The sequence below is a fragment of the Fibrobacter sp. genome (assembly GCA_017503015.1).
GTDB lineage: Bacteria > Fibrobacterota > Fibrobacteria > Fibrobacterales > Fibrobacteraceae > Fibrobacter.
The window spans coordinates 14,683-38,614 of sequence record JAFVTX010000006.1 but is presented as its reverse complement, the minus strand read 5'-3'; the positions used below and the strand labels follow the sequence as shown (position 1 = coordinate 38,614).

Annotated in this window: 23 protein-coding genes, 1 tRNA gene and 1 pseudogene; 10 read left to right on the top strand and 15 right to left on the bottom strand. The window is 51.0% G+C overall.

The window, feature by feature from the left end:
* Window positions 1–146 precede the first annotated feature (146 nt).
* A complete protein-coding gene (locus tag IKB43_01475) occupies window positions 147–1,112 on the bottom strand; it encodes a hypothetical protein (protein MBR2468814.1) in 966 nt (321 codons plus the stop codon).
* Window positions 1,113–1,235: 123 nt separating this feature from the next.
* Between IKB43_01475 and IKB43_01470 the strand changes: the two genes are divergently transcribed.
* On the top strand, window positions 1,236–3,398 hold the full coding sequence (locus IKB43_01470; GenBank protein ID MBR2468813.1) for a histidine phosphatase family protein: 2,163 nt from the start codon (window positions 1,236–1,238) through the stop codon (window positions 3,396–3,398).
* 7 nt (window positions 3,399–3,405) lie between these two features.
* On the opposite strand, the gene upp is transcribed toward IKB43_01470, so the two are convergent.
* The 9 genes from upp to IKB43_01425 form a co-directional block, all read right to left on the bottom strand.
* Entirely contained in the window at window positions 3,406–4,035 is a 630-nt protein-coding gene (upp, locus tag IKB43_01465; protein ID MBR2468812.1) for a uracil phosphoribosyltransferase, read from the bottom strand.
* 128 nt (window positions 4,036–4,163) lie between these two features.
* Complete coding sequence (locus IKB43_01460; GenBank protein MBR2468811.1) at window positions 4,164–4,589, bottom strand: hypothetical protein; 426 nt, start codon at window positions 4,587–4,589, stop codon at window positions 4,164–4,166.
* A 22-nt stretch (window positions 4,590–4,611) separates the two neighbouring features.
* Window positions 4,612–4,683: transfer RNA gene (locus IKB43_01455), tRNA-Met, on the bottom strand.
* Between the two features lie 43 nt (window positions 4,684–4,726).
* Window positions 4,727–5,470 carry a metallophosphoesterase gene (locus IKB43_01450; GenBank protein ID MBR2468810.1) on the bottom strand — a complete coding sequence of 248 codons (744 nt, stop codon included), beginning with the start codon at window positions 5,468–5,470 and terminating at the stop codon, window positions 4,727–4,729.
* Between the two features lie 337 nt (window positions 5,471–5,807).
* The gene (locus IKB43_01445; GenBank protein ID MBR2468809.1) at window positions 5,808–6,173 is read right to left on the bottom strand and encodes a polymer-forming cytoskeletal protein; all 366 of its coding nucleotides are present in this window, start codon (window positions 6,171–6,173) and stop codon (window positions 5,808–5,810) included.
* Between the two features lie 29 nt (window positions 6,174–6,202).
* Entirely contained in the window at window positions 6,203–7,000 is a 798-nt protein-coding gene (locus tag IKB43_01440; protein MBR2468808.1) for a M23 family metallopeptidase, read from the bottom strand.
* Window positions 7,001–7,007: 7 nt separating this feature from the next.
* Window positions 7,008–7,970 (bottom strand): ParB/RepB/Spo0J family partition protein, encoded by a 963-nt coding sequence (locus IKB43_01435; GenBank protein MBR2468807.1) that lies wholly within the window; start codon window positions 7,968–7,970, stop codon window positions 7,008–7,010.
* Window positions 7,971–8,079: 109 nt separating this feature from the next.
* Window positions 8,080–8,862, bottom strand: a complete 783-nt coding sequence (locus tag IKB43_01430) for a ParA family protein (protein ID MBR2468806.1) — start codon at window positions 8,860–8,862, stop codon at window positions 8,080–8,082.
* Window positions 8,859–9,626 (bottom strand): class I SAM-dependent methyltransferase, encoded by a 768-nt coding sequence (locus IKB43_01425; GenBank protein ID MBR2468805.1) that lies wholly within the window; start codon window positions 9,624–9,626, stop codon window positions 8,859–8,861. The genes IKB43_01430 and IKB43_01425 overlap by 4 nt, the downstream gene beginning before the upstream one ends.
* Before the next feature lie 1,098 nt (window positions 9,627–10,724).
* Here IKB43_01425 and IKB43_01420 point away from each other — a divergent pair.
* The 6 genes and pseudogenes from IKB43_01420 to nhaA all read left to right on the top strand — a co-directional run bounded on the left by IKB43_01420 (window position 10,725) and on the right by nhaA (window position 16,907).
* Window positions 10,725–11,504 carry a hypothetical protein gene (locus tag IKB43_01420; GenBank protein MBR2468804.1) on the top strand — a complete coding sequence of 260 codons (780 nt, stop codon included), beginning with the start codon at window positions 10,725–10,727 and terminating at the stop codon, window positions 11,502–11,504.
* Between the two features lie 381 nt (window positions 11,505–11,885).
* A pseudogene (locus tag IKB43_01415) lies at window positions 11,886–12,389 on the top strand (O-acetyl-ADP-ribose deacetylase).
* A 167-nt stretch (window positions 12,390–12,556) separates the two neighbouring features.
* Window positions 12,557–12,955, top strand: a complete 399-nt coding sequence (locus IKB43_01410; GenBank protein MBR2468803.1) for a pyridoxamine 5'-phosphate oxidase family protein — start codon at window positions 12,557–12,559, stop codon at window positions 12,953–12,955.
* Between the two features lie 403 nt (window positions 12,956–13,358).
* Window positions 13,359–14,294, top strand: coding sequence for a DUF4421 family protein (locus IKB43_01405; GenBank protein ID MBR2468802.1), 936 nt, complete (start codon window positions 13,359–13,361; stop codon window positions 14,292–14,294).
* Window positions 14,295–14,347: 53 nt separating this feature from the next.
* A complete protein-coding gene (locus IKB43_01400; protein MBR2468801.1) occupies window positions 14,348–15,517 on the top strand; it encodes a ribose-phosphate pyrophosphokinase in 1,170 nt (389 codons plus the stop codon).
* A 25-nt stretch (window positions 15,518–15,542) separates the two neighbouring features.
* A complete protein-coding gene (nhaA, locus tag IKB43_01395; protein ID MBR2468800.1) occupies window positions 15,543–16,907 on the top strand; it encodes a Na+/H+ antiporter NhaA in 1,365 nt (454 codons plus the stop codon).
* A gap of 6 nt (window positions 16,908–16,913) precedes the next feature.
* Here nhaA and IKB43_01390 read toward each other — a convergent pair whose 3' ends face one another.
* Together IKB43_01390 and IKB43_01385 are read right to left on the bottom strand one after the other, a co-directional pair.
* Complete coding sequence (locus tag IKB43_01390; protein MBR2468799.1) at window positions 16,914–17,525, bottom strand: hypothetical protein; 612 nt, start codon at window positions 17,523–17,525, stop codon at window positions 16,914–16,916.
* A gap of 28 nt (window positions 17,526–17,553) precedes the next feature.
* Complete coding sequence (locus IKB43_01385) at window positions 17,554–18,111, bottom strand: flavin reductase family protein (protein MBR2468798.1); 558 nt, start codon at window positions 18,109–18,111, stop codon at window positions 17,554–17,556.
* A gap of 182 nt (window positions 18,112–18,293) precedes the next feature.
* On the opposite strand from IKB43_01385, the gene IKB43_01380 reads away from it, so the two are divergent.
* The 3 genes from IKB43_01380 (at window position 18,294) to IKB43_01370 (ending at window position 21,539) form a co-directional block, all read left to right on the top strand.
* Window positions 18,294–18,779, top strand: a complete 486-nt coding sequence (locus IKB43_01380; protein ID MBR2468797.1) for a hypothetical protein — start codon at window positions 18,294–18,296, stop codon at window positions 18,777–18,779.
* A 92-nt stretch (window positions 18,780–18,871) separates the two neighbouring features.
* Window positions 18,872–20,656 carry a right-handed parallel beta-helix repeat-containing protein gene (locus IKB43_01375; GenBank protein MBR2468796.1) on the top strand — a complete coding sequence of 595 codons (1,785 nt, stop codon included), beginning with the start codon at window positions 18,872–18,874 and terminating at the stop codon, window positions 20,654–20,656.
* 256 nt (window positions 20,657–20,912) lie between these two features.
* Window positions 20,913–21,539: an N-acetyltransferase gene (locus IKB43_01370; GenBank protein MBR2468795.1), complete on the top strand. Its 627-nt coding sequence runs from the start codon at window positions 20,913–20,915 to the stop codon at window positions 21,537–21,539.
* A gap of 1 nt (window position 21,540) precedes the next feature.
* Here IKB43_01370 and IKB43_01365 read toward each other — a convergent pair whose 3' ends face one another.
* From IKB43_01365 to IKB43_01355, 3 genes are all read right to left on the bottom strand, one after another.
* The gene (locus IKB43_01365) at window positions 21,541–22,044 is read right to left on the bottom strand and encodes a helix-turn-helix transcriptional regulator (protein ID MBR2468794.1); all 504 of its coding nucleotides are present in this window, start codon (window positions 22,042–22,044) and stop codon (window positions 21,541–21,543) included.
* Window positions 22,041–22,463, bottom strand: coding sequence for a hypothetical protein (locus IKB43_01360; GenBank protein MBR2468793.1), 423 nt, complete (start codon window positions 22,461–22,463; stop codon window positions 22,041–22,043). Before IKB43_01360 ends, IKB43_01365 begins: the two co-directional genes overlap by 4 nt.
* 183 nt (window positions 22,464–22,646) lie before the next feature.
* A complete protein-coding gene (locus IKB43_01355; protein MBR2468792.1) occupies window positions 22,647–23,930 on the bottom strand; it encodes an N-6 DNA methylase in 1,284 nt (427 codons plus the stop codon).
* Between the last annotated feature and the right edge of the window lie 2 nt (window positions 23,931–23,932).

Genomic DNA, 23,932 nt, shown 5'->3' with positions numbered 1-23,932 from the left:
TTTGATAAAAAGAATTTGAGCGAAACCGAGCGCAGGCAGGAACGAAAAGTGGTGAATACTGGAGGTCTTTACCACTTTGAGTGACGAAACTGCGCGATGTGTTGCAGCCAAATTTTTGAAAATGAATTTTTAGAGGTGACCTAAAACTAGTAGTTAATCGCTACGTAGAAACTGCCGGAACCGAATCGACGGTCAAAGCTTTCGAAGCCGTCCCAAAGGGCGTCCCAGGCCAGGCCAAGTTCCAACTGGGTTGCAGAATTACGGAAAAAGATAATGCCAAGCTCGGCGCCGGTGGCAAGGCCGATGGCAAATCCTTCGGCGGCTGCTTCATAATGCTCATCGGTCTGGATACCGAGACCTCCACCAAGTCCAATGTAGGGCGTAATGTTCCCAGTGCTCACAAAGTAACGGCCGCCAATCAAGAAGGTTTCGTGCCATTCCCAGTCAGAACCAAAAGAAATGTTCATGTTGTTGATGATGGTGATGGCCGCATGGGGCACCACTTCAAAAATACGGCCATAGTGGAACACAAAGGCCTGCTCCCAAGACATTTCCACTTCGTAATCGTCATTTTCAAAATCATAGTTGTGCCACATGGCCATACCAAGGCCGTAGCTCACATAGTTACGGGTGGGCCGCTTGTGGGCAAAATTGTCGTTGGGGTCTTCGCTGCTCTGGCGTTCCACAGGAACCACGTAAACCACGTCCGGACCGTCCTGGTAGCCCGCCTCCGGAGCGTATGCCGCCGACTCGGGAGCACTGCCGGCATCGAGATTTGCAAGGGCCGCCTTTACGGCATCATCGATAGCCACATCCAGGTCATCGACGGTAGGCGTCTTCTGGCGCCCGGAACCCACAACCGTTCCGTCCTTGAGCTGTTCCACCACAACAACGATGGAAGAGCCCATGGTGCTGAGGGTGGTACGAATCTGGATATCTGCCGAAGATTCCACCGGGGTGTTGCCCGTCTGGGCCACGGCAGAACGCAAGATGGACATGACCACCTGGGGGGCGTCGGTAGAAAATTCCGCACCGGAGGGCTCAAGAACCTGAACATTCTCGGCAAGGGCCATGGCGGCCACAGACAAGAGGACTGTAAATATTTTTTTCATAGCTTTACCCTTTCATTCACTTTCGGCTAAAAATTTAAAAAAAGAAAAGTTCACTGACCAATGGACTCTTTTTTGTATCGCCATAGTCTTGAATTATGCTGCTTTTTATGTATTTTGTAACAAATGAAATCCGGCTGGCTCACAATAAAGGCAATTTTTGCCCTCGCCCTTTTTTTCGCGGGCTGTTCCTCTAGCGGGAGCAGTGCCGAAGAAAATGAGGGGAACGAGAACAGCGAGGTTATATCGTCCGATTCGAAAATACCAGACCTGGACGAAAAAAAGCCCTCCGTTTTTGATTCCTTGACGGTAGAAGACGCCAGCGACCTGCCGGACTGTAACGAAGAGCGCAAAGGTCACTTCTTTTTTGTAAGCGACGAGACACTCCCCTATTTCTGCGTAAACGGCGAATGGCATAGTGCCGCAGATAGTGCCGGTTTCAGCATCACCTGCAATGACGGGCTTTTACAGGCCGTGGATAAAATTTTCCCTGTCGAAAACACCTCATCGGCAAGCAACGAACCTAACTCCGCTCCATCACAGAATTACGGAAACCCCTGGGACCAGAACTACAACAACCAAATGCCCACAACGCCTTCCGGTTTCGATTCTCCCATAGCAGGACTCGCCCAGAAAGGCCCCTTTGTTCCGGGCGCCGGCATCACGGTTCAGGAAGTAGATTCCTTTTTCGGGCACGAAATGCGTCAGATTGCAGAGGGCTGTATTGTTTCCAACAACGGGCAGTTTAACCTTGGCAATGTACATGCCGATTCCAATTGCGTAAAAATCAAGGTGACCGGCTACTACAAGAACGAACTGAACGGAGGCACCTCCGCAAGCCCTGTAACCCTTGCCGCAAGGACCTGCGACCCCTCAAAGGCAAACGTGAACATCCTCACGCACTTGGAAATCCCGCGGGTGGACCAGCTGCTGATGAACCACATCGACATCAACATGGCGAAGGCCCAAGCAAGACGCGAAGTTCTCGAGGCTTTCGGAATCAACGACGTTAAGCTCGAAAACACATCTGCCGAAGAAATAAGCATATTCGAAGACAGCGACTACAGCGCCGCCCTGCTGGCCATTTCGGCCATGCTGCAGGGCGGTCGGGACGAAGGCGAGATGCTGAACCTCGCCAACAACCTCGCCGAAGACCTCAAGGGCGACGGCGTCTGGAACGACCCCAACTGGAAAATAAAAATAGCCGACTGGATTGTCGGAGTCGACTCCACCAACAAATACAGTCAAATCCGCAACAATGTCGCTTCTTGGAACCTTGGACCCGTACCAAACTTTGAAAAATACATCCAGAACTTTTTCCCCATGGTCTATGGTTTTGGCCCCTGCAACAGTTCAAACGCAGGCAAGCTCACCTTTGTGAACCAGGGACAAAGCGTATACTTCGCAAACGATTACGAACATGCGGACCATTCGAGAGTACGCTTTGTTTGCGACGCTACCCAAAACCGCTGGCGCACGGCAAATGCCCTAGAAAAAGACACCGCAGGCTTTGGCCCCGGCGCCTACGATAAGGAAATCCGCGAAGGCCGAGTGAACCACGAAATCTCTTATATCTACGACGGTGGCAAGTGGCGCGTCGCCACCAAGGACGAAGCCGACGGATTTACCGACATCGTAGAAGTCTTCAAAAGCCTAAAACCAACAGACAAGGCGGTGTTCATCATCCGCCATAGCGAACGCACCAACAGCACAGGCAAGAGCGGGCACCTCACCGAAAACGGCGTCAAGTACGCCCAGGAACTGGGCGGGCGATTCAAGGCGGCAGGCGGTACCGAAGACTTCTACTTTGCCCATTCCGGCTATACCCGCACCCAGGAAACCTGCGACAACATCGCCCAGGGCAAGGGCCAAACCAACTACAACCTGGTGGAGCTCGCCACTCTGGATGGCGGCTGGTACGTAAAGGACTCCAAAAAAGTGGAGGAATACTCCAAGTCCGCCGATGGCGGCGGCTGGGCGGTGTATTCCAAGTACGCATTCGCAGGCTCCTACTCCGATGCCTTCTACGACCTGGGGACCCGTAGTGAACAACTCATCAGCGAAATCAAGAAGAACATGGGCACCATGAAACGCATAAACATCATGTGCACCCACGACTACCTGATAGTGCCCCTGCTGGCCTACGTGACGGACGGTCGCGCCAACGTGCGCTATCATGAAAAAAGAAGGTGGCTCAACTACATGTCCGGCGTGGCCATGATCATATCTTCCGACGGCAGCACCAGCTTTATTCCCGTCCGCAGCCTTGAAAAAGGCACCATGCAGTAATCTAAAACTATTTTGTTCCGAATACCCTGTCGCCGGCGTCGCCAAGACCCGGGCAAATGTAGGCGTCTTCGTTCAGGCAGCGGTCCAGGTGCCCCACGTAAATCTGTACATCGGGGTGCACCTCGTGCAGGTTTTTAAGGCCATCGGGAGCGGCAATAATACACACAAACTTGATTTTTTTGCCGCCACGTTTTTTGATCATGCTGATAGCATCGACAGCGGAGCCGCCCGTGGCAAGCATCGGGTCTACCACCACAATGACTCGCTGGTCTATGGCGGCTGGCAATTTGCAGTAGTATTCCACGGGTTCGTGAGTTGCCTCGTTACGAAAAAGCCCGATATGCCCTACCTTGGCAGACGGCACCAGCGCAAGCATGCCAGGCACCATGCCAAGTCCAGCACGCAAGATGGGAGCCAGCACGAGCTTGCGTCCGGCCAGCACTGGCGTAGTGCATTTTTCTATCGGGGTTTCGACCTCCCTGTCCTCCAGCGGAAGGTCCGACAAAGCCTCGAAACCCTCAAGCATGGCAATCTCTTCGACCAGGCGACGGAATTCATTTGTATCCGTATTCTTGTCGCGCAATAGCGAAATCTTGTGCTGGATTAAAGGATGGTTAAAGACCGTCACGTTTTCCATTGTCAATTCCTCTAGACATTCCTTTTGTACAAATATATTCATTTTGTTGAAAAGCATTGCCGGAATTTATTGGACAAAAAAAATCCCGACTCAAAAGCCGGGAAAAAATATCAATAAAGAAACTCGGTTTATTGTCTCAAGCCAGCTGCCTTAAACACCGCTTCGTTCTGCGGGTTGGGGAGCGCTACCTTGGTAATCCAGTTGAATTCGGCGATGCCGGCAAGACCCACGCGGGCGCAAAGCTGGTCGCGGGCCACGTTGTAGGCATTCAGAATCTGGACCTTCTCGGAATCTTCGGCCTTGTCGATCTTTTCGGACCAGGTAACGCCCAGTTCCACCAGGGCGGCGCTGGCCTTGACATACTGCTTGGCCTTGGTAGAATCGATGACAGGGCTGCTAGGAGACTGGAATTCATCTACCTTGACGATGGGAGCCGACTTTTCGGCGGCCACCTTGGCCTGAATGACTTCGGGAGTCACCTTTTCTTCTTGGTTACAGGCAACAAAAAAAGAGGCGGTAGCCAGAATTAAAATCGCTAGAATTTTTTTCAACATACGCGCCTCTTTTTTTTTGTAATAGCGGTTCAGGGATTTGAACCCCGGACCAATGGATTATGATTCCAGTGCTCTACCGCTGAGCTAAACCGCCATTTTGAACCAAATTTAGAAAGAAATTATAAAAATTCAAGGCATTAGCGCAAATAAACTGCCGTTTCTACGAAATTTTCGCCAATTTCTATGGTCATCCACTCGGGAGCGGAACTCTTGAGGATAAAGTTCGGGGCGTGGGAATCTATTTGCATCTGGGTGGAAGGGGCCACGTGGACCTTCTGCCGGCCCATGTCCAGCTCAAAATGGGAATGGTAGTGGCCACAGAAGATATGTGTCAGATTCTGGATTTCGGCAAAGACCGCTTGCACCTCTTCCTTGTTCTTGAGGGAATACTTGGAATCCATGAACCGGTGACCGCAGAGGCAGGGCGGATGGTGCATAAACAGGAAAATTTCGCCCTGGATCTTGGCGGCTTCCGCTTTTAACCAGTCCAGCTGGTCCTTGGAAACAGTCCCGCAGGCGCTATCCAGGAAAAACAGCGTCCGGCCTGCAATTTCGTACTTGAAATAGCATTTTTCGCCGTGAATCTTGCCCTGCAGGTCAAAAAACTGGGCCATGGTGTCAAGACGGTCGTGGTTGCCAGGAATGACCAGCACGGGAAACTTAAGGTCTTTCACCTGCTCAAAGACAAAACGGTAAGCGCCGGGCTCCCCGTCTTCGTTGGCCAGGTCACCAGACAATACCAACAGGTCCATATCCTTTATGGACTTGGAACGGAGGGCCTTCTGAAAATTGGCACGCACATCAATCCCCTGCACGAGGTTTTCGTCCTCGCCTATGTGGAGATCCGATATCTGCCCTATCTTCAACAACTTACAACCCATCTAGTGAGAAATATAGTCTTTACCTTGCCCCGCTGGCACCTATTTTCCACTTATTCTTTTCAAATGTGATTAAAATCATTTTTGGCACCTGTTTTTAATGCCCCTTCGTGATTTTTCTGTCAACAGAAGTTGAAAATTTTCTTTCAACAGTAATCAACATTGAAAAAAGTGGACTCGTTTTCAATCTTCAACATATTCAATATTCCATGTGAATATCGTATCTTGTTGAGGATTAAAAACTAGTACCTACCCTTCAACATTTCTTTCCACAATTCACAGTATCAGTATAATTATCTCTATATATAAATAAAAAGATAATACTGATATAGGTGTGGAATTATGCCTTTTCCTTAGGTTGGGCTGCAGGTGTAGAAGGAATACCCATCTGGCAGTTACCCTGGAACATGGCACCTTCCTGGATAATGAGCTGTTTGGTCTTGATGTTCCCTACGAACTGGGAAGAACTTTCGAGAATCATTTTTTCGGAGCAGTCGATATTGCCCTTGATGGAGCCTGCAATCACAGCAGACTTGGTCTTGATTTCGCCTTCGATGTGGCCGCTCTTTTCGATAATGAGTTCGCCATCGATGCTGATGCTTCCGTTAACTACACCTGCCACGCGGACATCGCTCTTGCCGATAATGTCGCCCTTGATGGTAATGGTGTTGCTGATCTGGGTAATTTCCTGTTCTTTACCTGGCATGTTGTTTCTCCAATGAATTAAAAATTTTATTAGTCTATGAAATCTGACGGATTCAAGTTGATTCCGTCTTTTGTAATTTCAAAATGCAAGTGGGCGCCGCTGGTATTGCCGGTGCTCCCGACTGTACCGATAATGTCGCCCTTGCTTACGGTATAACCCTTTCTCACGTTGATCGTCTTCAGATGAGAATAGCTCGACCTGTAGCCGTTCTGGTGGTCAATGACAATGGTGTTTCCCAGTTCATCTTTTTGGCCTGCAAAGACCACGTTGCCAGCTCCCGATGCGAATACCGGGTTTCCGGCCTGTGCCGAAATATCTATGCCAAGATGGTTTTCTTCTTCGGAAAACTTCTTGCTTTCGATTCCAACCACGGGCAGAACACTGGGGATGTGTTCCAGCTTGATTTTTTCAGAAAGGGGCTGCCAGCCGTGGATACCTTCGTAGTCCACCTGGATTTTTTCGACGGGCGTATGGGCGAACTTGTTCTTGTCGATAATGCTGTTGATTTTTGCAGAATCGTTTTCCAAAAAAGTCTCGAAGATGTTCTGGATGCGTTCTTCCAAAATCCACAGGGAATCCAGGCGGGAGAACATTTCTTCGTAGTTGTTGTCCTTCTTGACCAGCTGGGCGTTGGTCACCCGCATTTTTTCGTAGCTTGCCACGATGCGGTTGATTTTCCCGAGATGGTAGATGAACAGTCCCAGCACGAGGATGATCACGACCAGGGAAATCTTGATAAAGGCGAACCACCAGGTGCGAACCTTGAACTTTCTCACCTTCTCGGAATCTTCCGGGATAATCTGTATGGTGTAGTACTTGCCTTTCATAAGTTTCCTAGGCGTTTTCCATGAGTTGCTGGATACGGTTCAGGTCGTCCATGGAATAATAGTTAATTACGATGGTTCCCTTGGTTTCGGAACCTGCGCTGGGGTTGATTGCCACCTTGGTGCCGAAATAGGTTTCCAGCTTGGACTCGAACTGTTTCATGTCGGCACTGAGTTCCGGCTTCGGCTTGGGCGGATTTCCAGAAGCCGCAGGACTTGCTGCAGGCTTTTCATTATTTTCTTTTTCTTGCTTTTCGACTTTAGTCGGGTCAATTTCTTCGCCTCTGGAAATTGCCTCGATCTGGCGGACGTTCAGGCCTTCGTCGATGATTCTCTTTGCAAGGGCTTCTACGTCGGCAATCTTGTCGCTGCAGAGGGCGCGGGCCGCTCCAGAAGAGAGCTTGCCTTCTTGGATCCAGTACTGCACCTGGTCCGGGAGTTTCAGCAGTCGGAGCGCGTTGGTGATGGCGGAACGGGACTTGCCTACCGCCTTTGCCAGGTCTTCGTGAGTGTAGTCGTGGTTGTCGATGAGCTGCTGGTAGGACTGCGCCGTCTCGATGGGGTTCAGGTCCACGCGCTGGATATTTTCGATAAGAGCCCATTCGGCCATGGCCTTGTCGCCAATGTCGCTGAACACCTGGGCCTTGATGGTCTTGAGGCCTGCAAGCCTGCTTGCGCGGGTGCGGCGTTCACCGCTGATAATCTGGTAGCGGCCGTTTACGCTCCGCACGTTGATGGGAGTCAGAAGCCCGTGGGTCTTGATGGTTTCGGCCAGTTCTGAAAGTTCGTCGTCGCTGAAAAACTTGCGGGGTTGAAACGGGTTTGGGTCGATCAGGTCCAGCTGGATTTCTACGACCTGCTGTCCATTGGAAGACTCGCCCTGGGGGGCGTTGGCAGAAAAATTCTTATTAGCGTCATGGTCCTTGAGAATGTCAGAAAGACCGCGTCCAAGTGCAAAAGATTTCTTTCCCATTGTTAGGTATTAGGTTGTAGTGGTTTAGGGGTTATGATCTTGGGAAGTGTGGGGTGTGGAATGTGAAATGCGTACTCATAACTCAATACTCATCACTCACAACTCATAACTACTTCCCCTTATTCAGGATTTCTTCGGCGAGTTTCATGTAGGACTGGGAACCGGGGCTCCGCACGTCGTACAAGATGACCGGCTTTCCGTGGGAGGGTGCCTCGCTGAGGCGCACGTTACGCGGGATGACCGTCTGGAAAACGGTGTCGGCCAGGTTTTCGCGAACTTCGTCGGCCACCTGCTTCGAGAGGTTGTTGTTGGCGAACATGGTGAGGAGCGCCCCTTCGATTTTCAGGTTTCCGTTCAGGTTTTTCTGGACTTCGCGGATGGTGTTGAACAGCTCCGTCACGCCGTGGAGGGCGTAGTATTCGCACTGGATAGGAATCAGCACACTCTTTGCGGCGGTGAGCACGTTGATGGTGAGCAGGTTCAGGCTTGGGGGCGCATCAATGATGATGAATTCGAAGGCCTGGTCCAGAACTTTCATGACACGCTCCAGACGGTGTTCGCGGCTCATGGCGTTCACCAGTTCGATTTCCATGACGGCAAGGTCCGGCCCCGAAGTGATGATCTTCAAGAAGTCGAGCCTCGTGTTCATGATGGCGGGCTTGATGTTATCGTAGGTGACATTGTCCGGATTTTCGGCCAGTTCCAGCACCTCGTGGATATCCATCTCCTGGGATTCGTTGTAGCCGAAACCCTGGGACGCGTTCCCCTGGGGGTCCATGTCGATAAGGAGAGTCTTTTTCTCCAGGGCGGCAAAACTGGCAGCCAGGTTCACGGCTGTAGTGGTCTTGCCCACGCCGCCTTTCTGGTTGCATATCGCTATCACTTTACTCATTCGTTACCTCGAGTGACTAAGGCGTAAACTTGTTCTTCGTTAGGTAGTGTATATTTGTGCAGTATAATTGCGGGGTCGCTTTCCAGCTGGACTACGTTGTTGTAGCTCTTGAGGGTGAGGAACATGCCACCCTTCTTGAGGGCGGGCCTCGCGCGTTCCCAGTCGTTTTCGAAAGTGGAAAGGGCCCGGCAGCTGATAAAATCCAGGTCGGTTAGGCCAGAAGTCTCGAAACGCTTGCCCACCACGGTCAGGTTCTTGAGGCCCAGTTTTTCTTTGGCCATCTGCATGAACTGCACACGCATGTTCCGGGGTTCTACGGCATAGAACTGGACTTGGGGCATTACGATGGCAAGGGGGAAAACCGGACAGCCTGCTCCGGCTCCCATGTCGGCCCATTTATAGGTGTGAGGTATGAGGCCGCTCCCTTCGGTCGCTTTGAGGTATGGGTGGGCCGAGGTTGTGGTTTTTTGTACGTGACTCGTCATCCCCGCGAAGGCGGGGATCTCCTTGCATTCCCTTACTATATATACATAGGCCACCAGCGAATCTGCAATGTGCCTGCTCAAAAATTTTTCGGAATCCTTCGCCGAAATCAGGTTGCCGAACTGCTTGGTTTCTACCACCAGGTCGGCATAGTCGTACAGCTTGCCGAGAGTTTCTCCGGGCAATTCAACACCATTTTCTCTTAGGAATTGGTTCAAAAGGTTCTGCTGTTCGATGTTGTTTCTATAACTCAAAAGACCCTGATTCGTTATCCACGGCAATGCCGGGATATACTATTGCTCCACGTGAAACATTATATTAGTCAACAATTTAGCATTACTAAATCACAATCACAACGAAAAATGGGCCTTGAACCCTTATTTTTTAAAAATATCCGTGAATAAATTTTTGATAAATGTGAATTTTTTGTTGATAAAAAATGTTTCACGTGAAACACGCACAAGGTTGGAAAGGAAAAAAATGATTTCATTTTTTTATTTGCCAACCGCAGGGTGTAGGACTATGGCGTAGCCATAGTCCCAACATGTATAACATGTTGGTTTCACGATCACATAGTTCCGAGGTGCAGCAAGTTGCGATTGTTTCCTTATTGCCCTACATTCTGGTGCAATCGCCAACGCGCACAAGGGCGTATAACATGTTGGTTTCACGATTACATAGTTCCGAGCCCCAGGATGTTGCGATTGCTTCCCTATTGCCCTACATTCTGGTGCAATCGCCAACACATTCAAATATTTCTGAGCTTCCGGATGTCATCCCGGCGGATGCCGGGATAGCACGAAGGGTCAAGAAGTTGACCCCGGCACAGGGTCGGGGTGACATCTTGCTAAACCATAGCCCCTGAAACTTCTAGCGGATCCCCGACCATGTCGGGGATGACAACGTTTATGACCACGCCCCGAACCTCGCATTCCACATTTCCCTAAATCCTATCCCCTAAATCCTAACCCCTAAAAATTCTAGCGGATCCTCGTGATTCTATCGCTGCGCTCCAGAATGACAGCGAGGATGACAACATTTAAGACCCACCCCCGAACCTCACATTCCACACTTCTCTAGATCCTAGCCTCTAAATCCTATCCCCTAACCTCCGCGTTAGGGACAGTGACCCGTAGGGCCGAGACCCGGCAAAAGTCATGCCGGTGGTTGAACATTTTTTTGCTGGGGCTCGGGGAGCGAAGCGAGTATGGCCCGACCCCTCTCCTTCGGGGTGGTCCGTGGTTCGAGGGGGAACGCCCAACACTATATTATAATAGGTGGCGATTTTTTTTGGCAGACATTTTTTATAAGAAATAAAGAAGAGAAGCGTGCGAAGGGATAATTCTAAATTGAGATTGTCGTACTTTTGGAGGTTTGAGGTGCAGAAGTTTTCCCAGAGTTATTATGTGACTGGCCACGATATGGATTTGAGCTACCGGATGGTTCCCATGTCGGCCTTGGCCTATTTCGAGGATTGTTTTGCCCGTTATGCGGCGAGCAAGTTTCTTGCCGCTTTCGATATCGTGGACAGAGGCTTGTACTGGATTATTTCTGAAATAGATATCCGTTTCGAGGGCGACCTTCCCTTCTGGTCCGAAAGTTTCCAGGTGGACCTGTGGATTTCGGAAAAGTCCAGAATCAAGATTTTTTGCGACTTTACCATGAGCTATCGCGGAAAGGTTTTTGCCAGGGGAAACAGTTGCTGGGTGGTGATGGACAAGAACCGTCATCGTCCATATTCCACGGCTCTGCTTGACGGCAAGATGGATGTGATTGAAGAATTGGCTGTGGGCCCCCATGAGAAGTTCGGATGGAACGATTCTGGAAATGTACTGCATACGCTGACCCATCAGGTGAATATGGGCGACATCGATTTCAACCGTCATGTGAACAATAGGACTTATTTAAACTTGGCGGTGGCATGTCATTCGGAAACCTTTGGGTTTGACAATACCATCAAGTCCATTAAGGTCCGGTTCATGCAGGAGTGTTTTATGGGCGATACCCTGGTCTGTACGGAATATGGTCTTGGGGATAACGTTTGCAGTTACAAGTTGGAGAAAGGGGACGCTACGGTCTGTAATATCATCCTGGAGTGGGAGGCTTTGGGAGAAAAACAGACCGCTATCGAGGAGTATCCCCTGGCCGTCCGTGGGTAATGTTTCACGTGAAACGTTTGCAAACCGAGGAAACGGCGATAAATTTATTTATCGACATTTCCGAGGTGCAGCAAGTTGCGATTGCTTCCCTACTGCCTTGCTTTCTGGTGCAATCGCCAACACGCACAGGGCGAGTGCAGTGAAAATACATTTATGTATTTTCATTGCCGAGCCCCAGGATGTTGCGATTGTTTCCTTATTGCCCTACATTCTGGTGCAATCGCCAACGTCCGCAGAATGTCATCCCGGCGGATGCCGATAGCACGAAGGGTCAGGAAGGTGACCCCGACCAGGTCGGGGATGACAACATTTAAGACCCGCAACTCATAACTCATAACTCACCACTCAAAACTTTTATATATTTTCTTTCAGAGGTCCAACATGATCGAGATTGAAATTATCCGGGGCGACATCACGAAGCTGCAAGTCGATGCCATCGTGAATGCGGCGAACTGTTCCCTTTTGGGTGGCGGAGGCGTGGACGGTGCCATCCACCGGGCGGCAGGTCCGGAACTTTTGGGGGCGTGCATACCCCTGAACGGTTGCGAGACGGGCAAGGCGAAAATCACTCCGGGGTTCAAGCTTCCGGCCAAGTTCGTCATCCATACTCCGGGGCCTATCTATCGGGATGGCCTGCACGGCGAACCTGAACTGCTGGAATCCTGCTACAAAAGCTGCCTCGACCTGGCCGAAGAAAATGGCTGCGAAACGATTGCCTTCCCCGCCATTTCCACCGGTGTTTAAGATTACCCCTGGGAGGCCGCCACCAAGATTGCCGTGAAAACGGTCCGGAATTTTCCGGCCCAAAGAGTCAAGAAAGTCATCTTCTGCTGCTTCAGCGAGGAGATGGAACGAATTTATAAAGAGGAGGCCATCGGGAAATAGTTGCGAGTTATCAGTAGTCAGTTTTCAGTTCTCAGTATATAATTTGGCGCCAAAGGCGCGACTATAAGAACTCACAACTCATAACTGAAAACTCATTACTAATCTTTCGCCCCACACACCCTACCCCCTAAATCCTAGATCCTAACCCCTAACCCCTAAACAAAACTATGGAAGAAGTCGTAAAATTTCTCAAGGATGCCGGCGCCTACTTTTTGGCGACGGTAGATAATGATCAACCCCGCGTCCGCCCGTTTGGCACCGCCAACATTTTCGAGGGCAAGCTCTATATCCAGACGGGCAAGTCCAAGGACTGCTCCAAGCAGATCCAGAAAAACGGCAAGGTGGAAATCTGTGCCATGGACAAGACCGGTTCCAAGTGGATCCGCGTTGCCGGTACCCTGGTCCGCGACGACCGTCGTGAACCGAAGGTGGACATGCTGGAACACTACCCCGAGCTCAAGTCGATGTACTTGCCCGACGACGACAACACCGAGACCCTCTACTTCAAGGACGCGACTGCCACGTTCTACAGTTTCACGGCGGCACCCCGCACCGTGAAATTTTAAGTTTGGATTTTTCTAGATTCCGCGTTCCAATTTTTTTTGCGGATAATTGCCCGGAAAATGACTCGGAATGTTGATAAAATTTCTAAACAAAATATAAACAATAATGTCTAGCCAATTGGTTAGACATTTATTTTTGTGGATAGAATATGAATAATATCCCACAGGTTTTCCACAAATGGGGATAATTTGACTGCCAAAACAAATGTTTCACGTGAAACAAATATGGATTTTGTGAATAATCTGTTTGAATTGGAAATTAACCCGTAAAATGCCGTCACAATTAAATAACATTAAATCAACAATATATAAACACTTGCCATCGCCGACGAAAATCAAGAAAAAGGTCTATACGATGTCTTGTTGATAGATTTTATCCTTCTATATTTGTGCCCGTAGGCCTCTGATGAAGCTTTTTTTGACAAGAATTTTGCCGCTCCTGCTCCTGGCGTGTTCCGTCTTTTCGGCACCTGCCAGTGCCGAACCGCAGGAACCCGATGAGCCGGCCGTCTCGAAATTCCGGGAACGGATTTCGCTCCGCTTTTTGTGCGACTACAACTTTATGATGGTCAAGAACACCGCCTACGGTGACGAGCCCCTCTCGTCTAACCGGCCCGTGGACGTAGGTATCGGGTTTGGTTACGACAGCCTGTTTACCCTGTTCGGCACTTCCTGGGATATTTCCTTCGACTTCAAGTACGGCCTCCCCTTTACCACCAGCAAAGGGCATTCCGACTCCAAGACCTTCGAGACCGGCCTGGACCTTTTTCCGGGGGACTGGTGGCTTACCGCCAAAGTTCGCTATTACAGCGGTTTTTCCCAGAACCTGGAAGACGGCGACGATGACAGCTTTATAGACCTTACGGTGTTCGACATGTACTTTTCCATGCTCTGGATGGCTACCGCAGGCGGCAGGTTTGCCCCCAGGAGCGCCTACTTTTTGGACCGCCGGCAGAAAAGTTCGGCGGGGAGCATGGTTATCGGCGGGCGCCTGCAGCACAATTACGCCGAGGACAACGACGGCGTACTGGGCTACGAAGATAACAAGCGGGATATTACCAGCTTTTGGGGAGACATGGGATACACCTACACCTTTGTCTACGGCAACGGGTATTTCTGGAATCTCTGGGGCGTCGTGGGCGTGGCCTATGGTCGCGAGTACGCCGACGACGGGAACCTGCTGTTGCCCGAAGCCGACATGAAAACTGCCCTGGGCTACATCGGCGAAAAATGGTCGTGGAACGTGGTCCTCAAGTGCGGGTATTCCCTCATTGCCTTTGGCGAGCATCTCGAGGAGAAATTCGTGTCCGCTTTTGAAATCCTTGTAGTGAGAAGGTTCTAAAAATTTTATATTTCCGCTACCCAATGCATCAACTCCAACATCAAGGCGTAATTATGTCTGATCGTTTTATCGTGACCGGCAACTTCACCGACGACCCCTTTGCCATCGACATGGCCCAGTACATCGGTCTTCGTGAAGATATTTCCGACGTGGTCTCCCTGAAGACCTTTGCAAACTCCGAATTCTGCCCCCGCTACGGCCTGGACGTGGACGATATGGAACATATCGGCCGTCGCCTGGAAGGGAAGATTGTCTTGATTTGCTCGGTCTCGAACCATGAACGCAGCCGTAACGACTACGCCATGCGCAACTGCATTCTGGCCCGCGCCGCCAAGGACAACGGCGCCGAACAGGTTGTCTTGGTTGAACCGGACCTGTTCTACAGCGCCCAGGACCGCGGCCCCCACCGCGTAGGCGAACTGGAAAAGGACCGCCCGGACATTGACCTCAAGAAATTTGACGGACAGGCTTTCACCAGCCTCCTGTATGCCCAGCTCCTCAAGACTTCTGGCGTGGATGCCGTGGTGACGGTGCACAACCACAGCGTGAAGGTGCAGAACCTTTTCGCCGACATTTTCGGCAAGGATAATTTCCACAATTTGATTCCCACGGACGCCTACGCCCACTACATCAAGAACAGCAATTTTGTGCAGACCGGCAAGGACGGTAACAACCTGGTGATTGTCTCTCCGGACAAGGGCGCACGCCCCTTCATGAACGCTGTCTACGAGGCCCTGGACCTGCCCGAATGCAAGCGCGTGGTGATGGACAAGGTCCGTACCGGTGAACGTGAAATCAGCATGACTTTCAACCCGGAACTTTCCGACATCAGCATCGAGGAAATTGAAGGCAAGGACGTGATTGTGTTCGACGACATGGTCCGCACCGGTACTACGATTGTGCAGTGCTGCGAACACATCAAGAAGGGGAATCCCAACCGCGTGTGCTTCGGCGTGACCCACTTCCACACGAGCCCCGAGGCCCGCGAAAAGCTGAACAGCCCGGCCATCGACGAAATACTTACCACGTCTACTCTGCCCGACATCATGAACCGCGACTGCCAGGGCCGCCTCCGCAAGAAGCTCACCGTGATGAAGCTCGGCAAGTGGATTGCCCGCCACGTGATGCAGATGTACGGTCTGGACGACGGACGTTTCGAGAAGGACTTCTACAAGATCGACATGTCCTCCAAGAACCCCCGTTGGCCGCCCCAGTTCTTTTAATCCATTCAACGGCTCATAGGTATTTATGTCCGCAAAAGTAACAAGCAGCGATAAGATTGAGGAATTGTTCCCGGATACCCCTATCCGGAAAATCATCACGCCCATGGAACGCCTGATGAAGGTGGAAACCACGGGTGGGATTGTCCTTATCATCATGACGGTTGCGGCACTTTTGTGGGCGAACCTGAGCCCGGAGAGTTACCACCACGTTTGGCACTTGCCTTTTGCCTTGACCATCGGCAGTTGGGTGGGTGCTGCGGACTTGCACTGGTTTATCAACGATGCGCTGATGACCATCTTCTTCTTCAACATCGGTCTCGAGGTGAAGGGGGAGATTGCCTATGGTGAACTGCACGACCCCAAGGCGGCGAGCTTGCCCATCATTGCTGCGGCGGGCGGCATGCTGTTCCCTGCGTTGATTTACCTGGCTCTTTGCCCTGCAGGGGCCGGACACGGATGGGGAATCCCGACGGCTACCGATATCGCCTTCGTGGTGGGCTGTATGGCGATTCTCGGCAAGAAGGTGCCACATGCTTTGCGCGTGATGATTTTGACTCTCGCTATTGCCGACGATATCGGCGCTATCCTTGTGATTGCTATCGGTTACCCCAGTGGTGACGGAATCAACTTTGCGGCCCTGGGCATGGGCTTTGTCCTATTGGCCCTGATCAATGTATTTTTCCGCATAGGTATCAGGAACTTGCTGCTGTTCCATATCATCGGAGTGGCCGTCTGGGCCTTCTTTGTCAAGAGCGGTGTGCACCCCACCATCGCGGGTGTGCTGCTGGGCCTTTCTGTGCCTGCGAAGGCAGTTCTTGCCAAGGGCAAGCTGGCCCAGTTTGCCGGGAGCATTGGCGGCAAGCTTTCTGGCGAAACGAAGGACCGTAATGAGCAATACGAAGTATTTACCATGCTCAAGCAGGGTGCCCGCGAGAGCATTTCCATGCAGGAGCGCTTGTTCAAGCCCCTGGTGCCCTGGGTGAACTTCTTTATCATGCCGCTGTTCGCCCTGAGCAACGCCGGCGTAGAAATTAAGCTGGGTGGTGTAGAAGTCCCCGTGATGGGTGCGGTGGCCTTGGCCCTCGTGTTCGGCAAGCCCATCGGTATTTTCCTGTTCAGCCTGCTCTCCGTAAAGATTGGCATTTCCAAGCGGCCCAGCTACTCCTGGAAAATTCTGTGGGGTGGCGGCATGCTGGCGGGTATCGGCTTTACCATGGCGCTGTTTGTGGCGGGCCTTGCCTTTGATGTAGGCGACCGTCAGGATTCCGCAAAGCTAGGCATTTTGCTGGGCAGCTTCAGTGCGGCGATTCTCGGCACCATCTACATGAGCCTTGTCTCCAAGCCCCATCACGGCGAAGAGGCTGCAGAAGAAACGGCCAAACAGGAATAACCGGGATTATTCGCAGTCCAGGCAGGTCCATTCGACAACGCCGTCGCAGCCTTCCTTGTCGCCGGTAAGCCTTTCGCACGAATAGCTTTCGATATCGATAAGGAACCCGAGCTGGCCTGCATTCTGGGTGCAACATCCATCGCAATCACTGTCAGCGCACTTGTCATAAACCACGGCATCTATAGATTGCCCGTTTTTTCGTAGCCTAAATGTTTTTAGTTTGTATTTGTCCCAGTCCTTTTCGTGGATGGATATGATGTTGTGCTGGCTGACCCACTGTTCGGTTTGCTGGCCGTTGACACCTGCAAAGTAACCCGCCCATTGGCAACCGTTGTATTTGACACATTCTTCGCTACCGGGGTCGGGCCATGAGATGTACCAGGTGAGGTTTGCCTTGTTCCAGACAGTGTCGGATGCTGTTTCGGTACCGCTGCTTGCGACTGATGCGCTAGAACCTGATTCCGGAACGGCGTTATTTTTGCTGCTGGCAGTGACAGCGCCAGAACTTGATTCCAGTATCTCGATTGAATTACTGGAGTTGTCGCCACTGCAGGCCATAAGTGATGCGGTCATTACCGCAACAGCAAATGGAATCGTTACAAGAATCTTGCTGTGCATAAAATTTTTCCCAAACACATTGCCCTCCCTAAAGCGTTTTTCCGTCGCTGAAGGCGTTACCTACTCGGCGTTCCATCACGTAGTAGCCGTGGCCAGCAGAATCGTAGCAAACAGGGGCGAGTTTTTCGACGGAAAGCTTGCCGTTTTCGTCGAGCACCGAATCGTCGGCAGTCACGTTTACGATTTCTCCGAGAAGCAATTCCGTCTTTTCGTCGTAACTCACGAGCTTGCATTCCAAGGCAAGTGGGAGTTCCGCAATCAGTGGGGCATCTACGTTTTCGCTCCTGATGGCGGTAAGTCCTGATTTTTTGAATTTGTCTGCGACCTTGTTGCCGGAGGTTACGCCTAGGTAATCAATGGCCTTGATATTCTTTTCGTTGGCCATGCTCACCGTAAAGGCCTTGCGCTCAAGGACGTTCTGCATGGTCTTGTGGCTGTGTGCTACGTAAATTGCCACCTGGTTGGTGTCGCTTACGCTACCCCAGGCCGCCACCATGGCATTGGGAGTGCCGTCTTCGTTGTAAGTGGCAATAACCAGCGTGGGTTGGGGGTAAAGGTAGGTCTTGATTCCGAGATTTTTGCGCATGTTTGGCTCCTTTTTCATTAAAGATAATCAAAAAAAGGACGTGCACGACGTGAAACTCCAGATTTTGGAGTCTGCCGTGAAGGATGCCCGCTAAAAAACCGGAGATACTGTCGAAACGGTATGGTACCTGGAGTAGGGGAGTTTTTTCATATATTTTATCCGGCTAAAAAAGGAGTTTCGCAATGCCGGAACAAGTCTTGACGCATGAATCGCTGGTGGAGTTTTTCGGGGAAGAGGAATTCAAGAAGTTGTGCAATCACGAGGCGGGCCACGCGCTTGTCGCGTTTTTATTCAAGCGCCCGCTGGATTACGTGAAGATGAACAATTCCAGGGAGCAGCCGGGCACCACGCACATCGCGGGTACGGAACTCGAGGGCGACGCGCATATCGCGATGGCGGGTCACATCGCGGAATTTTTGATGCGCAAGGATTTCAAGTGCGACCTCGATACCGTCATGAAGGAACTGCCCATGGAACTCTACAAGAGCGATCCGGATTACCAGAAGTTCCAGGCGGCGTGCTACTATTTTCAGCTGGCCGAGACGAACGTGGTCGAGCAGGATTACAACATTTTGATGGCTTGCCAGACGCAGCTCTGCAAGATTGCGCAGGCCCTGAACGAGCGCACCTACCTGAGCCGCGCCGATATCGAGGCTATTTTCAAATAATTTGTACCCAATACTCCGAAAATAGTGTATATTCATGAGTACGGGCTTTGCCCGTGCTTTTTTGTGGATTAGGACAATTCGCGGAGTCGGACATGCGCCTGAAAAAATGGAACAGTAGAGTATTTGCATTCTCGCTCGCCCTCGCGGCGGTGCAATCCTTCGGTGCCGTTTACTATGTGGCCACCGATGGCAGCGACAACAACGCCGGTACAAAAGCAAAACCCTTCGCCTCGCTCAACAAGGCGAACAAGGTGGTGCACGCGGGCGACACCGTGTGGGTACGCGGCGGCATCTACGACCTGCACGATACGGTCTTTTTCGAGCGTTACAGGATGACTGCGGCAATCGTCCTCACGGCAAGCGGCGAGAGCGACGACAACCGCATCCATTACCTGGCCTATCCGGGCGAGCGCCCGATTTTTGACGGCGCGAACTTGCCCGTGGCGGCAGGCGTGGAACATAGCGACGGCACTCCCGAGGGCGCGATGTACACGTCGCCGATTGTGATTTCGGCGAAGTACCTGCACTTGAAGGGTTTTGATGTCCGCAACACGCCTATGAAACACAACTCGAATTCCGGCGTGTTTCTTTACGCGAGCAAGCACATTTTCTTGGAGCAGATTGACAGCCACCACAATGCGGGTCCCGGATTCTTCGCGAACGACGGCGCGCCGGATGGCGGCGGACACATATTCCTGAACTGCGACGCGCACGACAACTACGATCCTTTGGGCTGGCAGGGCGACGGCGAAAATGCCGACGGCTTTGGCGCGCATTACCAAAAACCCGGCGAGGGCGATACCACGAAGTTCATCGGGTGCCGCGCCTGGTGGAACAGCGACGACGGTTTTGACTTCATCAACCAGGAATTCCCCGTGGTGCTGGAGAACTGCTACGCCATGGGGAACGGCTACAGCGATTACGGGCTTGGAAACCCGAAGAACGGCAACGGACACGGTATCAAGATGGGCGAGAGCACCCTCGGCGGCGGGCGGCATACCATCAAGTTCTGCGCCGCCTGGAAAAACAAGTCCACGGGCTTCTACGCGAACTACACCGGTGCCGGCAGCAAGTGGCTCAACAATACTTCGTACATGAATGTGGACCGGGCCTTCAGCATGGCTTCGACACTCTTTGATTCCGAAGGCAACCGTCTTGCCGAGGTGGCTCCGCTTACGGGTGACAATGCGCACGTACTCAAGAACAACATCGCCTTCCCGAATAAGCTCTCGCAAATCGGAGAATGCTGGGAGTATATACCGAGCCAGAACATCGACCGTTATGTGGAATGCCCCGCCGGCGAGAACAACACATGGAACCTAAATCTTGACTTGACCGAAGATGACTTTGAGAGTCTCGACGACCCGAGCATGACCGTCACCGGCAAGGATCTCTCGACGATTCCGGGAATCCTGGGCCCGCGTAACGCCGACGGTAGCTTGCCAGACGTGGGCTTCTTGAAACTCAAGAAGGGGAGCCGTGCTATCGACAAGGGCGAAGATTTGGGATTCCCGTTTGTGGGCGAAGCACCCGACCTCGGTGCGTTCGAATACGGGATGAGTTCGTCACGTCATTCCGGGCTTGACCCGGAATCTAGTGGCTCTGTCGTCGGGTCTTCAAGTTCCGCGGAAAGCGTCGCCTCCATCGCCATGCCCCGCAACGGCCATTTACCTGGGCTGCACGCCACCCGTGGCGCCGCGAATGTTTTCGACCTGCAGGGACGCCTTCTCGGAAACTTGCGGTTTGAACAAATTAACGGTGGCGATTTTGCCGACCGCGACAAATCACTCGCTGAAGCCCTCCGCGCAAAATTCAGGAACCCCGGCACCTATATTTTGCGTTACGGCAGCGAAATCCGGAAAGTGCAGGTGAGGTAGGGGTACCGTTATAGGGTCGGCTATTCCGACTTTCCGCAACGCCCCGGCAGTTGTCAAATATTCCTTGACAACTACTCATGTGCGGAATACGAACTACACGAAAAAAATTCTATATTCCCGCTAGTACCAATTTACGGAGACTGGATGCTGTTTAGCAAATTTTGGTTCATTGTCTAGGGCCTTGGGAGACATTCCTTGGGCCGTCTTCCAAGGCGATTTTTATGCCCGTCATAAAAATTCAACCTGGAGATAAACAATGAAAAATTACACCATCCGCACGGAACAACCGCGCGACTTTAAGACCGTCGAAAACCTTACCCGCGAAGCCTTCTGGAACGTGTACCGTCCCGGATGCACCGAGCATTACGTGCTGCACTGCTACAGGAGCGAGCCCGACTTTGTGCCGGAACTCTCGCTCGTGCTGGAAGTGGACGGCGAAATCATCGGGCACGTGATGTACGCGTGGTCGCACATCGACGCCGACGACGGACGCAAAATCCGCATGATGACCTTCGGGCCCATCAGCATCCGCCCCGACTACAAGCGCAAGGGATACGGGAAAACATTGCTCGACCATTCCATGCGAATTGCCACCGAGATGGGCGCGGGCTGCCTCCTGATTTGCGGGAACATCGCGTTCTACGGCAAGAGCGGCTTTGTGGTCGCGAGCACCAGGGGAATCCGCTACGCCGACGACCCCGAAAGCGACGCGCCTTACTTCCTCTGCAAGGAACTGCAAGAAGGGTTCCTCAACGGAATCACCGGCAGCTACCGCGACCCCGAACCGTACTTTGTCGCCATGCGAAACCCCGAGGCGTTCGAGAAGTACGACGTAGAATTCCCGCCGAAGGAAAAGTTCGTGCTGCCCGGACAGTTAGGGTAAATTATTTCATTTTCCGCTTAGGCTTTCTGCCGTGGCAATTGTATACAGTCCTCGGTTCGCAAACTTTGCTCAATGCGAGTGTTCGGTGCATATAGCTAGAGCGTTCCAACTCTATGGCGTTGCGAAAAACGCCTTCCAGGTAATCGCTTGTCGACTTGTTCTCGCTTGCGGCCAGTTTGCGCACGGACTCTTGCATGTCGTAAGGTACCTGGACGGTCATGCTTTTCATCGGGGTGACAAGGAGTTCGCCACCGACAGCCTCCGCCATCTTCTGCAACTGTTTGTAGGATGGATTCGTTTTCAGCGATGCTATGCGAGAGATGGCGCTCTGCGTGGTGCCCATCTTCTCGGCGACATCCTGCTGAGTCAAACCCAAGGAATCTTTCAAGAAGTCGAAATCCGTCAGGAACGCCGACAGAGCCTCGTACATTTTCGCATACGAGTCAAGCTTTTTGTCACCCTTTTCAAGAGTGTCCATGAAATCTAGGACTTGGTTCTTTTTCATAGCATCGCTCCTTGTTTGACAAGTTCCCTATATTGCTTCAATTTGCTGAAAGCCGTTGCCAATTTCATAGGTTCCTTTTTATGCTTCAATTCCGCACACAACAAAATCAAAGTGTTCAACTCGCGCAACGACATACAAAAATATATTCTAAAGACACCACCTCGCGCCTGCTTGGGAATCCGCATTTCATAGAGACCGTCATATTCTTTAGGGAACCTATAAATTTGACTGTTCTGCAAATACGGAGTTAGATCTAAAACTCTCTTTAACATCAGCAAAAAACTCTTTACGCGCAAATACAGATCGGGACGCCGCTTTGACAAATCCTCCAATTCTCTTCCGACATCACCTATTTCGTCTTTAGGCTCCGTGTTTTCGGGGTCATAATTGCGAATATTTGGAAAAAACTTGAACTCCACGCATTAAATATAGCATATATGCTATAATATGTCAAGGTGTAATGGTGTTTTTTGAGGAGAATGCCTTCCCCTCGCTCGCACTCCGTTGCTCGCTACCCCTTCTAGCGGGGACACCCCGCAACGCCCCGACTGCAAAAAAAACGCCCGCCGTCGGCGAGCGATTATGAGAATGAACAACAACAATTAACTCAGAAACAAGTCTTTAAGTTTCTTGTAGGTTTCTTTCAAATCATTATCAATTTCTTCAATGGAACGCCCTTTGCTTTTCTCATCTCCCTTTACGTAGCTGTTCGGAGTCCAAGAAATGCTATCGGATTTCAAAATATCTTCGACAGGGATGCTTGCGGAAAAACAATTAGCATTTTCGCCATCTAGGCATTTGATGATGTCTGATATATCAGATTCGTTCAGCGTCAATCTGTTCTTGTTCTTGATGTCAAGATTCGATGCGTTGATGAACTTGATTTCCTTGGCATGGCAATTTTTTTGCAGAACGATCAAATTGGTATTTGATTTTGTGCCATTGCTCATCGGAGGCAAAACGACTACTGCCTGCAAGTGATCTTTCGTAAGAGCCTCGCGCAATTTTTTCGAAGAATCCTGTTTGCTCAAAATCGATCCAAAGCAGACGACTACAGCCTTGCCGCCATCTTTAAGAGCGTTGACAACGTTCTCAATACAATAAGCTTCGGTATTTTTGCCGTAAGGACGATTCTCCGTTTGGGGCGTTCCTGTGCCGCAGGGAATATCGGCAAGAATTTTGTCTGCAACATTTTTATCTTTGTAATCCAAGAAGTTTTCGTGTTTGATGTTGAATTTCTTCTTGGCCATAATCAGGATCATTGCCGCGATGCCGGCAATTTCTTTGTCCAATTCAACGCCGATGTAATTTGCTGCGTCGTTGTAAAGCGCTGAAGAAAACATTCCGCAACAACAATCCATAAATGTTTCATTGTTCTTGACTTTCAGGATTCCTGCTGCTAATTGTTGAAGACTTTCGTTTGTGTAATAAAGATAGGTGTTCGCGGAGTCCTTGTTGTCTTGAGGACGGGTGATTAAATCTGCCAAGCTTGTTGCGTAATCGCCTTCCAGCGAGGAAATGTTTAAAGAGAAAGTCTCATGGATGAGATACCAATGATTACGCAAAAGATTCTTAAAGGAATCTATTTCAAGAGTTCCGCAGGGAAGTCCGTGGTTCCTTTCGAACATGTTTAATGTCTTTGCTGTAATCGCTTCGTCGTATCCATCTCCGCCGGAGGTGCACATACGCATGAAGTCGAGCATTACATTGAAGTCTTCTTGACCTTGCATGTTCGCAAAATCAGACTTTGTCATCATTGCTTTGAAAAAAAGCAATTCAATCAAGGTCTTTTTTGCACCAGAATATGGAATTAAACGATCATCAGGAGCCCCATTGAGAAGCATTCCGTGAATAAAGTCATTTGCAAAACTTTTATTTTTATCCATCT